This is a genomic window from Streptomyces sp. 135, assembly GCF_020026305.1.
Lineage (GTDB): Bacteria > Actinomycetota > Actinomycetes > Streptomycetales > Streptomycetaceae > Streptomyces.
Map to the genome: position 1 here is coordinate 4,200,743 of NZ_CP075691.1, position 12,064 is coordinate 4,212,806.

Consider the following 12,064-nt stretch of genomic DNA (forward strand, 5'->3'; position numbering starts at 1 on the left):
TAGCTGTCGTATCCGCCGTACCTGTCGTATCCGCCGTACCTGTCGTATGCGTCACCCCTCCATCACCCTTCCACCGCCCCCGACGCGATCACCGCGCCCAGCTCCTCCAGGACTTCGCTCCCACATCCCAAGTACGCGTCCAACTGCCGCCCCCAGAGAAAGTGCCGATGCACGGGATGGTCGAGGTCGGCGCCCATGCCGCCGTGGAGATGCTGGCCCGCGTGCACGACGCGCTTGCCCGCCTCCGATGCCCACCAGGCCGCCGTCAGCGCGTGCGTGCCGTACGGCAGGCCCGTGTCGCGGCGCCAGGCCGCCTCGTACGCCGTGACCCGTATCGCCTCGGTGTCCATGTGCGCGTCGGCGGCGCGGAGTTGGACGCCCTGCTTGGCGGCGAGCGGGCGGCCGAACTGCTCGCGTTCGTTCGTATGGGCCACGGCACGGGCCAACGATCCCGCGCACACCCCGGCCTGCAGCCCGGCGAAGGCTGTCCGCGCGGTCGCCCGCACGTCCTCGTACGCGCCGGCCCCGCCGATCCGCTCCCCGGGTGTCCCGTCGAGGGTCAGCCGCCCCGCTGACCACGGCGCGGTCAGCTCGACCGGCTCCACGCGCGCGCCCGCCACCGGCACCCACCACAGGCTGCGGTCGGCCACCGCCACCAGGACATGCGTGGCATCCCTCAGCCATGGCGCCCACGGCACAACGCCCCTCAGGACCCCGCCCAGTTCCCCGTCCGGCTCGGCCTCCACCGCGCTCCGAGCCGGGAAGGCCCCCGTGGCCACGGCCGTGCCCTGGCGCAGGGCGGGCAGCAACCGGCCCCGCTGCTCCTGCGAGCCGTGCGCGGCCACCGCGAGGAGGCCGTAGACACAGCTCGCCGCGAAGGGGACCTGTGCCGTCGTCCGGCCCTGTTCCTCGAGCAGCAGAACGAGGCCGAGCAGCCCGACGTCCTCCACCGCGCCCGGCAGCCCCGCCGCGCACAGCGCCTTCCACAACTCGGCGTCCGAACCGGCCCCCGCCGCCGCGAGCCGCTCCGGCGTGGCCAGGTCGCCGAAGATCTCCGCGGCGAGGTCCCGCGCGGCGGCCTGCTCCTCCGTGGGCGTGAAGTCCATGTCAGCCCTCGCCCCCCGCCGCGTCGTCCAGAGCCCGGAACAACGGCAGCTCCAGCTCCTCGTCCACCCGCAGGAACGCGAGCCGCACCGGCATGCCGATCCGCACCTTGTCGTACGGCACGCCGATGACGTTGCTGACGATCCGCACGCCTTCCGCCAACTCGATGAGGCCCACCGCGTAGGGCGGATCGAACGCCGGGAAGGGCGGGTGGTGCATCACGACGTACGAATAGACCGTGCCCTCACCGCTCGCCTCGACCGTGTCCCAGTCGGGCGAGCCGCAGGCGTTGCAACCGGGCAGCCAGGGAAAGCGCGGCTCCGCGCAGCCGACGCAGCGCTGGATCAGCAGGCGGTGCGCGGCAATGCCCTCCCAGAACCCCGCGTTGTCGCGGTTGATCACCGGGCGGGGGCGCCTGCCCTTCGGCTTTCGCCGCGCCGGTGCGTACTTGAGGATGCGGAAGCGGTGCGTCCCGGCGGGCTCGCCACCGGCACTGATGTCCATCCGCGTGGTGACGAAGTGGCCCGTGCCGAGCTTGGTCGTCTTGCGCTCCGAAACCGACTCGATCACCGCGTCGAAGGTGATCTCGTCGCCGGGCCGCAACGCCCGCACGTACTCCTGCTCGCAGTCGGTGGCGACCACAGAGGTGTACCCCGCGCCGTCGAGCAGGGCGAACAGCTCGTCGTACGCGTCGGAACGCCCCTCGTGGCCGGAGAGGCCACCCATCGTCCAGGCCTGCATCATCGTGGGCGGCGCGATCGGATCCGCGCCCGCGTAGGCGGGATGGGTGTCGCCCATCGCCTCGCACCAATGCCTGATCATGGGTGCGTTGACCGGATCCTTGCCGATGCCGGACTCCGCCGCGGCCCTGCCCTCGAACGCCTTCAACGCGTCGTACGGGATGCCCCGCGCCTCGCCGTCCGCCACGCCCCGCACCGTGCCGTCACTGTCGCTGTCGCTGTTCACCGACGCCCCCTCCGCATACCGAGCCGCATCGTCGCGACGATCTCGCGCTGCACCTCGCTCACCCCGCCCCCGAACGTGTTGATCTGCGCGGCCCTGTTCATCCGCTCCAGCTCGCCGTCCCCGATCCCGCCCGGCGAACCGGCCCGTACAAGGCCCGCCTCGCCCGCGATCTCCTGACACATTCGGTACACCTCGACGGCCGATTCGGTTCCCATGACCTTCACGCCGCTCGCGTCCCCGGGCGCCAGGCGACCCGCCCCCACGTCGCCCACCAAACGCCAGTTGAGCAGGCGCGTTGCCGCGAGACGGGCATGCACCTCGGCCAGTCTCGACCGGACCCACGGCGCGTCAATCCGCCGCTCACCCGTCATCGGATCGGGTGTACGCGCGAGGTCCAGCGCCGCCGCGTAGAAGTCCTCGGCCTGCATGCCGATCGCGGCGAGCGCCACCCGCTCGTGGTTGAGCTGGTTGGTGATGAGGCCCCAGCCGGCGTTCTCCTCGCCGACGAGGTTCGCGGCGGGGACGCGGATCCCGTCGTAATAGGTCGCCGTCGTCGTCAGGCCGCCGACGGTCTCGATCGGTGTCCAGGAGAAACCGGGGGCGTCGGTCGGTACGAGGATGATCGAGATGCCCTGGTGCTTGGGCGCCTCGGGGTCGGTGCGGCAGGCCAGCCAGATCCAGTCGGCGTTCTGCGCGTTCGAGGTGAAGATCTTCTGCCCGTCGATCAGCCAGCCACCGCCCTCACCCTTACCCCCGCCACCGCCACCGCCACCGCCCCCCGGCCCGCCGGCCCCGGCCCGCTCCCGCACCGCCCTGGTCCGCAGCGAGGCGAGGTCCGTGCCGGCCGACGGCTCGCTGTAACCGATGGCGAAGACGCACGCGCCGGCGAGGATCCGCGGCAGGAAGAAGGCCTTCTGCTCCTCGGAGCCGTACTTCATGAGGGTCGGGCCGACGGTGTTCAGGGTCACCATCGACACGGGCGCGCCCGCGCGGTACGCCTCGTCGAAGAAGACGAACTGCTCGTCGGCGCCGCGCCCTTGGCCGCCGTACTCGACGGGCCAGCCGAGCCCCAGCATGCCGTCCGCGCCCATGCGCCGCAGCAGTTCGCGCTGCCCCGCCCCGTCCGCGCCGCCGGGCGGCCCCTCGGGCATCAGGCGCCGGAAGTAGGCGCGTAGCTCGGCACGTAGTTTCCGTTGGCGTTCGGTGGGGGCGAGATGCACGCCGGCGGCCTCTCCATCTCGTACCAGCAAGGTTTCCGGTTCCCGACGGCATCTGACTGTCCGTCAGGTGCGGTGCCCGCGTCAAGAGATCGGACCGCGCGACAAGCCGGGGGCACGCACACGCCAGTGCGGCGGCGCCGAAGCGCCGCCGCACATGACCCGTCACACCCCACGTCGCGGACCCCTGGAAGCCATCCCCATCGCTTCCGGGGGCCGTCGGCTCACCAGAGCGGGGTGAAGTTCACCGTGACGTCATCGCTCGACTGGTCGACCACCGTGAATGCCGAGCCGTCCACCTGGGCGGAGTTGTTCTGGTTCGAGGCACCGGTGCCGACGGCCTGCTGCTGCGTGGTCGCCGAGTTGCCGTGGTTGCCGCCGTCGACGCCGCTGCCGTCCACGGTCGCCACTCCCGCGTTCGATCCGTCGTTCGCAAACGCGCCGCTGTCGGCCGTCGCGGCACCCGAGAAGAGCGCGGCGGCCAGCGGCAGGGCAGCGGCGGCCGCGATGACTCGGACCGTACGGATACGTGCCATGTCTATTCCTCCAAGGCAGGAGATACGCGCCGGCGGTGAGCCGGGAGTACCGGGAAACACGGGTTCTCCAGGGGAAGCCGGCCGACCGCCCCGGAGTACTGCGCGACGTCGCGGGATCAGAGTTGCCCAGCCGTCCCCGGCGAACCACCCCGGAAGTCTCGATTCCCCCGCAAGCGTGAGGACATGTCGCTAAACGCGTTTCACGCCGCGAATCCGCAGTTCAGCCCCACACCGCCCCCTCGCGCGCCGCCCACGGGCCACCCATGCCCTGGCCTCACCCAGGCGCCACAGGAGGCGAAGCGTTTCGCCGGAACCCCTCGACATCCTTAGGAAGGGGGCGCTTTTCGCCTCCAGGCCGTCCCCCCGCGACGCGTGGAGCGCAGCCCCCCTTCCCTTCCTCGAACATACGTACGAAAATGAACCCATGGCCACCACCGACCGCCATGTCACCACCCTCGCGCTCGCCCACGCCCTGTCCGCCGCCGAGCGGGGCCTCGCGGTGATCCCGCTCTCCCGCACCAAGCTCCCGGCCCTGCGTTCCCCTCACCACGCCGAGGCCGGTCACTCCGAGGCCGGTCACTCCGAGGCCGATCTCTCCGGGCCCCGCCACGGCACCCCCCGGCCGGCACCGCCCTGCCACGGCGAATGCGGCCGCCTCGGCCACGGCGTGTACGACGCCTCGACCGATCCGCGGCGCATCCGTGAGCTCTTCGCCGCCGCCCCGTGGGCCACCGGATACGGCATCGCCTGCGGGCTGCCTCCGCACCATCTGATCGGCGTCGACCTCGACACCAAGTCCGGCGCGGACGCCTCCGCGGCCCTGCGGGAACTGGCGCTGCGTCACCTGTTCACGATCCCCGAGACCGTCGTCGTGACCACGCCCAGCGGCGGCCGCCACATCTGGCTGTCGGGACCACCCGACGTCGTGGTCCCCAACTCCGCGGGGCGGCTCGCGCCCGGCATCGACATCCGCGGCGCGGGCGGCTACCTCGTCGGCCCCGGCTCCCGTACCGAACACGGTGTCTACGGCACCGTGCCCGGCACTGCCCAACTACCGCCCGCGCCCTGCCCGCCCGCGCTGCTGCGGCTGCTCATGCCTCCACCGCGCGCCCCTCACGCGACGCCCCCACGGCCCGGCCCCGACACGGCCGTACAACAGGGCCAGGGCCTCGTGCAGTTCGTGCTCGCGGCGCACGAGGGGCAGCGCAACACCCGCCTCTTCTGGGCCGCCTGCCGCGCCTACGAGAACGGCATCGGCGAGGCCCTGGCCCCCCAACTCGCGGACGCGGCCCTCCGCGTGGGCCTCACGCACCGCGAGGCCCACTCGACGATCGCCTCGGCGGCACGCCTCACCGGACAGGCGTAACGAGCCGCCCCGCCACGCGGAGCGCCACGGCTTACCCGCCGCTGCCCCTGTCGGACGACTCGTCGTACCCCGCCCTGTGGATCAGCGGAACGAGAACGGCGACCACACCGGCGGCGGTGCCGATCGGGGCCGCGAGGCGCGGGAAGGCCAGCACCAGGGCCACGACCCCGAGCCCGACCGCGATGACCCCGCTGATCAGCAGCCCCCGCTTCCGCCTCCGCGCCGGCACGGCGTCCGGCAGAGGCAGGACGGGGCCGACCGTACGGGACTTCCTGAAGTGCGCGCCTTCGGCGTTCGTGGGTACCGTCATGACTGACCTCTCTGAAGTGGGGTCAGGGCGGCTCCCGTGCCAGCGGGGGCCGCCTTTGTGCGACCACGCCACCCGTCAGCGGCAATAGTGACAGCGCGTGAGCCCGTCGCCAATCTGCTTGTCGGCGGGCTCTGTGGATAACTCGCCTATCACTGTGTGTAACTAGCAGGAATCTGTGTACCGATCGGTGGACAATGCGGTGCGAGAACGCACAAGTTATTCCACAGACCCGCCCTGAGCTGGCCTTTCGCCATCCTCAGGCTGTGGACCGGAAGTTTTTCCTACACAGGCCGATATCACTGCCAGTGAGTGCGGAAGCTTTGATTCCATTCTTATTCTATCCGCGTAGAAAGACAAAGTAAGGGTGCCCATAGCAACAGGCACGGACATTCACCCCTTCGGTCCCCCGCCCAGGCGCTGCCCGTGCGCGCAGGCCGACAGGAGGCCGAGGGCCAGGAAGCGCCTATGACGAAGGCCCCCGACCGTCACACCAGGTCAGGGGCCGTCAATCTCTGCGGTGGGTGTGGGATTTGAACCCACGGTGACTCACGCCACGACGGTTTTCAAGACCGTTCCCTTAGGCCGCTCGGGCAACCCACCCCGCGCCGGCCGCCGGGAGACCGGGACGACGCGGGGACAAGACTAGCGGGTTGGGCCGTCGGCGGAGCAGCGGCTCAGCTGTCGCCCTTGCGCTGGCCCAGGGTCACGTCGACCGTGCGCTCCTTGCCGTCGCGCTCGTAGGTGATCTTGACCGTCGCCGGCTCGGAGCTGTCGATCACCATGTCGTCCAGCTGTGATCACCGTTGAGGTTGTCCTCCGTCTGATCGAGAACCGCTCGCGCCCTCCTGGGAGATCATCGCGCCGTTCGAGGTGTCCTGCTGGATCGAGACCGAGGCGCCGATCACGGGGTAGACGGGCTGGCCGGTCTTGATCAGCTGCTGGGCGACGTGCTTCGCCTGGTTCACCGGGATCGCGAAGCCGAGGCCGATGGAGCCCGACTGGCCGGAGCCGCCGAGGCCGCCGCTGTCGGCCGGCTTGATCGCGGAGTTGATGCCGATGACCGCGCCGCGCCCGTCCAGGAGCGGGCCGCCGGAGTTGCCGGGGTTGATGGAGGCGTCGGTCTGCAAGGCGCTCATGTACGAGCTCTTGCCGCTCTGCCCGCCGTCGCTGGAGGTCACCGGGCGGTTCTTGGCGCTGATGATGCCCGTGGTGACGGTGTTCGAGAGGCCGAAGGGGGCGCCGATCGCGATCGTGGAGTCGCCGACGGCCACGCGGTCGGAGTTGCCGAGGGCCAGCGGCTTCAGGTCGCCCGGGGCGTTCTTGAGCTTGATGACCGCCACGTCGTAGCCCTCGGCTCGGCCGACGACCTCGGCGGCGTACTTCTTGCCGTTGGAGAACGTCACCTGGAGCTTGCCGCCCTCGGCGGCCGATGCCACCACGTGGTTGTTGGTGAGGATGTGGCCCTGCTTGTCATAGACGAAGCCGGTGCCCGTGCCGCCCTCGCCGCTGCCGCTCTGGGCCTCGATGGTGACGACGCTCGGCAGCGCGTCGGCCGCGATCCTGGCGACCGAGCCCGGCTCGCGCTTCAGGCCGGCGGGCGTGTCCGCGGCGGCGACCGTGGTCGAGCCGGTGTCGTTGTCGTTCCGCTCCGCCGCCCAGTAGCCGATGCCACCGCCGACACCGCCCGCGACCAGCGCGGCCGCGAGCACCGCGGCGACCAGGCCACCGCGCCGGCGCCCGGGCTTCGGCTCCTGCGGCTGGTACGAGGCGCCCCAGCCGGAACCGGAGCCGCCACCCGCGGCGTACGACGGAACGGCCGGCGGCTGCGGAGGCGGCCACGCGGCGCCTGCGGCCGCAGAACCGGCACCCGCGCCGGCCCCAGCACCAGCACCCACTCCAGCCCCGGAATCAGCACCAGCCGTACCGGCACCAGCAGCCCCCGAAGACGCGGACCCCGCGGCCGCGGCACGGGAATCGGCGGCAGAAGCAGCGGAGTCGGCAGAGCCGGCGGAGTCGGCGGAAACAGCGGGAGCGTCCACCGGCACGGGAGGTGCGGACGGGGCCTTCGGTACCGCGTTGCCCTCGTTCTCGGTGCTCACAGCTCTTCTCCTCGGTCCATGCTGTCGTGGCTGGCGTTCTCGGTCACGGCCTGGCTGTGCCAACTGTGCATCTGTATGCAGTCAGCTTTTCCCATGGGCTGTCAGGGCACCATAAGCCGAGCCTGTGTGTCCGGCGCTGCGAGACGCGGCCCTCCGGCGAGCCTGCGGGTACCCCGTGATGGCACCATGACGCGGTGACCCTCGCACGACAGCACCAGATCCAGGTCGTCGCCCACCGCGGAGCCTCCGAGGAGGCCCCCGAGCACACGCTGGCCGCGTACAAGAAGGCGGTCGACGACGGGGCGGACGCCCTCGAATGCGATGTGCGGCTCACCGCGGACGGCCACCTCGTCTGTGTCCACGACCGCCGCGTCAACCGCACCTCGAACGGCCGCGGGGCCGTCTCGGCCCTCGAACTCTCCGACCTCGCCGCGCTCGACTTCGGCTCCTGGAAGCGGCACCACGACGAGGCCGTGGAAGATGAGGGCCCGGACTGGGAGGGCCCCGCGGGCGCGGACACCTCCGTCCTCACCCTGGAGCGGCTCCTTGAGCTCGTTGCCGAAAGCAACGCCTCCGGCCGCCAGGTGCGGCTGGCCATCGAGACAAAACACCCCACACGCTGGGCGGGCCAGGTGGAAGAGCGCCTGCTCCTGCTCCTGAAGCGCTTCGGTCTGGACGCGCCGCCCTCGGAGGGGGCCTCTCCGGTACGGGTCATGAGCTTCTCGGCACGTTCGCTGCACCGCGTGCGGGCCGCGTCGCCGACGCTGCCGACCGTCTATCTGATGCAGTTCGTCTCGCCCCGCCACCGCGACGGCCGCCTTCCCCCGGGTGTACGCATCGCGGGTCCCGCCCTGCGGATCGTGCGCAACCACCCCGGCTACGTGGCCAAGCTGAAACGCGCGGGACACCAGGTGCACGTATGGACGGTGAACGAGCCCGAGGACGTCGAGCTCTGCGCCGAACTCGGTGTCGACGCGATCATCACCAATCGCCCAAGGCAAGTTCTGACCCAACTGGATCGTCTGGGACTCCGTTAACTTCCGTTACAGGGAGTGCACCGGCGCGTTCGGTCCGTATTCGATCGTTACGAGTGCGTCACCGGAGGGCGATTGGCCGGTTTCCGGTCCAGTCCATTGGGGCATCCACACCGTGGCGTGGGGCAAAGGAGGTCTCGGGGGTGGCGTTGGTGGTGGCACGGGAGGTGCCCACGTCGTCGAGCATGGCCGTACCCCATGGCCCTGCGGGCGTGGGGGAAGCAAGACACCGGATGCGGGATCAACTACGCATCGGCGGAGTGTCCGAGTCGGTCATCGACGATGCCGTACTGATCCTTTCGGAGTTGCTCAGCAATGCCTGCCGGCACGGCAGGCCGCTGGGCCGCGGAATGGTCGGCGACGGCGATGTACGAGCGGCCTGGCACGTCGACAAGACCGGTCGGCTGACGGTCGAGGTGACGGACGGAGGGGGCCCGACCCGCCCTGTTCCGGCCACGCCCTCGGTCACGGCGCACGGCGGCCGGGGGCTCAACATCATCTCGGCGCTCGCCGACACCTGGGGCGTACGCGACGACGTGCACGGCGAGGTCACCGTCTGGGTCGTCGTGCAGGCAGGGCACCGCCCCGAGGATTTCGCTACGCGCGTCGCCGCTCCGTCGGCGGCCGCGCTGGCCGACCTCGCCTTCGCCGATCCCTTCGACGACTTGGACTGAAGACTGAGGACCACCGGACCACCGGAACCCACCTGACGCTCCCGGCGCCCCGGAGTGAATCCCGGCGGCCCTCGCACCAACGGCTAGGCTCGCGCCCGTACGCAAGAGAGCAAGAGAGCCGCAGCCGGGAGACACCCAAGATGGCCAAGAAGCGCCCCCAGACCAAGGGCAAGCAGCAGCCGCCGCTCAAGGGCGGAGCCAACGAGAGCTATCCGGCCGTCGGCGCCCGCGAACCCTGCCCCTGCGGTTCGGGCCGCCGCTACAAGGCCTGCCACGGCAGGGCCGCCGCACAGGCGGTGGCCGAGCTGGTGCAGCGCCCCTTCGAGGGGCTGCCCGGCGAGTGCGACTGGGTCGCGCTGCGCGAGCTGGTGCCCGCCGCGACCGCCGAGCTGACGCTGCGGGACGGGCTGCCCGAGGGCGTTCCCTCGGTCACCCTGGCCACCGTGCTGCCGATGGCGTGGCCCGCGCTGCGCCGCGACGACGGCTCGGTTCTGATCGGGCTGCAGAACGACACCTCGTCCGGCGACATCAGCCGCGACCTCGCCGACACCCTGCGGCGCGCGCTGGAGGCCGAGCCGGGCACACCGGTGCAGGGCCGCCGCGCTCCCGCCGACGGGCCGCGCCTCCAGGACGTGCTCGACGCCGAGGCGCCGTTCGAGCCGGTGGTGCACGCCGGGTTCGAGTTCTGGGTGCCGGACTCGGAGAACGCCACGCCGGAGGTCACCGCCTCCCTGGAGCGGGCGAACGCCGCCGCCATCCCGACCGTGAAGCTCTCGGGCGTGGACGCGGCGTACTGGTGCGAGACACCGGAGAAGAACCACCTGCGCTGGGTCATGCCGCACCCCGAGGAGCAGCTCCTGGACGCGCTGGCCCGGCTGCACGCGGCCGGCACGTCGAGCCTCGGTGAGGGCACCCGCCTCGTCGGCTCCTTCCGCGCGCACGGTGTCATCGTGCCGGTGTGGGACCTGCCGAGCGGCGTCGGCGCGGACGACATCGAGAAGCCGGCCGCCGAGTTCGCCGAGCGGCTGGCGTCGGCGCTCGCCTCCGACACCCCGCTGACCCCGGACGAGCGCAGGGCGCGTGGCGGCCTCACCAACCGCCAGGTCACGCTCAGCTGACGCCTCCGGCCCGGCCGACGCGTCCACGTCACGCTGAGTCGGCACCGCGCGTCACACGCGGCTGACCCACCAGTCAGTCGGTGGGGAACGCGTGACTCCTGTCACAACTCCCCGTACTCGCAGGTAAATCCCTGTCCGGATAACTGAGATCGAATTTGCCAGGAGCCGATCTCTTGTTACCGTTCAGGTAGCCCGGTTGCTGGTGCATCCCCCGTCGCCAGCAACCGGGCCCTTCCATGTCCGGGACCGGTTCAGGGCTCAACTGCCTTGAGGCTACGCCGAGTTGCTCCCCGAGCGCAGCAGCAGCGCCGCCGACTCACTGGCCGCGAACTCCGCCACCGCCGAGTACTCCGCCGCTTCCCCCACGGACCGCTCACGCGGGGTCTCACAGGCTCCCGGCTCGTCCCCCGCGCCCATCGCACAGTGCGTCTGTACGGTGCGCCCGTCGGGGCCCATCACGGTCAGTACGGCGTTCAGGTCGTCGCCGGTGGCATTGCGGTAATAGGTACGGGCCCAGGTGTCGTGGCCCTGCGTGAGCACACAGGTCTGGGCCTCGATGCCGTCGGGGGAGGACAGTTCGGGCCCGCAGTGGGCCTCGGCGCTCGCTCCGGAGAGGCCCGGCAGCGAGGGTTCCGGTTTCTCCGCGGGGGACGGAGGGGTGTTCGAAGGGAGGGGCGAGGGGGCGGGGAGGGGCGACTTCGCGTCACCGTCGCCGACCGGCCCCGCGGACGCGCCGGCGAGCGGAAGGAGAACCGTGACGGCCACGACGCCCAGAAGCACGATCAGGCGGGGTTGCATGGGCCGAACATAACGACAGGTGGGCGCGCGGCCCGTTCGCCGCGCACCCATTGGCCTACAACTCGGGTGCGCTCACACCCGTACGAGTGAGCGCGTCGACGACGGCGTCCACGACCGCCTCGACGCCGGGCACCCAGGGGGCGGCCGAGCCGGGCAGCGGGGCGCGCTCCCAGCGGACGGGCCCCTGACCCGTGCCGGAGGGGGGCAGGGCGAGATAGCCGCCCTCGCCGTGGAAGCGGAGCGAGCCGGGGACGTAGTCCTTGGCGTAGAGCAGCTCGCCCAACTGGGCCAGGGAGTAGGGCGCGACGAGCACATAGAGGCGGCTCTCCGTGGCGACCACCGGGCCGAGCCTGATGCCCGCCTCGTCGAGCGCGGCGAGGGCGCGCCCGCCCGCGTCCACGGGGAGGCTGACGGCGCAGGGGGCACGGCCTCCCGTGGCGAGCACGATCGGGGCACCCGGGCGGTTGGTCCACCACCAGCGCACCATTCGCTCATCGGTGGTCGCGGCGAGCAGCCCCGGGTCGAGGGGGTGGGCGCCCGGCACCACACAGTCGGGGTCGGGGCAGGCGCACCGGCTGCCGTCACGCCGGTCGAGACCGACGCCCGGCAGGACGGGCCACCGCCACGCGGTCGCGAAGGTCAGGGCCGCGCCGATCTGTCCGGTACTCCGGCCGGGCTTCCTTCCCATTCGCCAGGACAGGAGCCTGCGTCGCCTTCCGAGGATCTCGCGCATGAGCGCTCGTTCCTTTCCGTTGCACGCCGGCGTGTGACGCCGGGGGGACTGCGGGCCACATCACACCAAGTGTGGATCACTACACCATGCGTGGATCGCTTCGATCACT

Annotated in this window: 11 protein-coding genes, 1 tRNA gene and 1 pseudogene; 4 read left to right on the forward strand and 9 right to left on the reverse strand. The window is 71.5% G+C overall.

Annotated elements, in window-relative coordinates; genetic code table 11:
- Positions 1 to 62 precede the first annotated feature (62 nt).
- The 4 genes from KKZ08_RS18945 to KKZ08_RS18960 form a co-directional block, all read right to left on the reverse strand.
- Entirely contained in the window at positions 63 to 1,106 is a 1,044-nt protein-coding gene (locus KKZ08_RS18945) for an acyl-CoA dehydrogenase family protein (protein WP_223775577.1), read from the reverse strand.
- 1 nt (position 1,107) lies between these two features.
- Positions 1,108 to 2,040 (reverse strand): OB-fold domain-containing protein, encoded by a 933-nt coding sequence (locus KKZ08_RS18950; protein ID WP_223779107.1) that lies wholly within the window; start codon positions 2,038 to 2,040, stop codon positions 1,108 to 1,110.
- Positions 2,041 to 2,066: 26 nt separating this feature from the next.
- Positions 2,067 to 3,290: an acyl-CoA dehydrogenase family protein gene (locus tag KKZ08_RS18955; RefSeq protein WP_223775578.1), complete on the reverse strand. Its 1,224-nt coding sequence runs from the start codon at positions 3,288 to 3,290 to the stop codon at positions 2,067 to 2,069.
- A gap of 221 nt (positions 3,291 to 3,511) precedes the next feature.
- The gene (locus KKZ08_RS18960) at positions 3,512 to 3,823 is read right to left on the reverse strand and encodes a hypothetical protein (protein WP_223775579.1); all 312 of its coding nucleotides are present in this window, start codon (positions 3,821 to 3,823) and stop codon (positions 3,512 to 3,514) included.
- 424 nt (positions 3,824 to 4,247) lie between these two features.
- Here KKZ08_RS18960 and KKZ08_RS18965 point away from each other — a divergent pair, with 424 nt between their 5' ends.
- Positions 4,248 to 5,189, forward strand: a complete 942-nt coding sequence (locus KKZ08_RS18965; RefSeq protein WP_223775580.1) for a bifunctional DNA primase/polymerase — start codon at positions 4,248 to 4,250, stop codon at positions 5,187 to 5,189.
- A gap of 31 nt (positions 5,190 to 5,220) precedes the next feature.
- Here KKZ08_RS18965 and KKZ08_RS18970 read toward each other — a convergent pair whose 3' ends face one another.
- The 3 genes and pseudogenes from KKZ08_RS18970 to KKZ08_RS18980 form a co-directional block, all read right to left on the reverse strand.
- The gene (locus KKZ08_RS18970; protein WP_223775581.1) at positions 5,221 to 5,499 is read right to left on the reverse strand and encodes a hypothetical protein; all 279 of its coding nucleotides are present in this window, start codon (positions 5,497 to 5,499) and stop codon (positions 5,221 to 5,223) included.
- Positions 5,500 to 6,014: 515 nt separating this feature from the next.
- Positions 6,015 to 6,099 (reverse strand) — tRNA-Ser (locus KKZ08_RS18975).
- Positions 6,100 to 6,173: 74 nt separating this feature from the next.
- A pseudogene (locus tag KKZ08_RS18980) lies at positions 6,174 to 7,598 on the reverse strand (trypsin-like peptidase domain-containing protein).
- Between the two features lie 194 nt (positions 7,599 to 7,792).
- On the opposite strand from KKZ08_RS18980, the gene KKZ08_RS18985 reads away from it, so the two are divergent.
- From KKZ08_RS18985 to KKZ08_RS18995, 3 genes are all read left to right on the forward strand, one after another.
- Complete coding sequence (locus tag KKZ08_RS18985) at positions 7,793 to 8,635, forward strand: glycerophosphodiester phosphodiesterase (RefSeq protein WP_223775582.1); 843 nt, start codon at positions 7,793 to 7,795, stop codon at positions 8,633 to 8,635.
- 53 nt (positions 8,636 to 8,688) lie between these two features.
- Positions 8,689 to 9,306 (forward strand): ATP-binding protein, encoded by a 618-nt coding sequence (locus tag KKZ08_RS18990; RefSeq protein WP_223775583.1) that lies wholly within the window; start codon positions 8,689 to 8,691, stop codon positions 9,304 to 9,306.
- Positions 9,307 to 9,446: 140 nt separating this feature from the next.
- A complete protein-coding gene (locus tag KKZ08_RS18995) occupies positions 9,447 to 10,424 on the forward strand; it encodes a DUF5926 family protein (RefSeq protein WP_223775584.1) in 978 nt (325 codons plus the stop codon).
- Positions 10,425 to 10,697: 273 nt separating this feature from the next.
- Here the strand turns inward: KKZ08_RS18995 and KKZ08_RS19000 are convergent, their stop codons facing one another.
- Entirely contained in the window at positions 10,698 to 11,222 is a 525-nt protein-coding gene (locus tag KKZ08_RS19000; RefSeq protein WP_223775585.1) for a hypothetical protein, read from the reverse strand.
- Positions 11,223 to 11,277: 55 nt separating this feature from the next.
- Positions 11,278 to 11,955, reverse strand: a complete 678-nt coding sequence (locus KKZ08_RS19005) for a bifunctional DNA primase/polymerase (protein ID WP_223775586.1) — start codon at positions 11,953 to 11,955, stop codon at positions 11,278 to 11,280.
- Between the last annotated feature and the right edge of the window lie 109 nt (positions 11,956 to 12,064).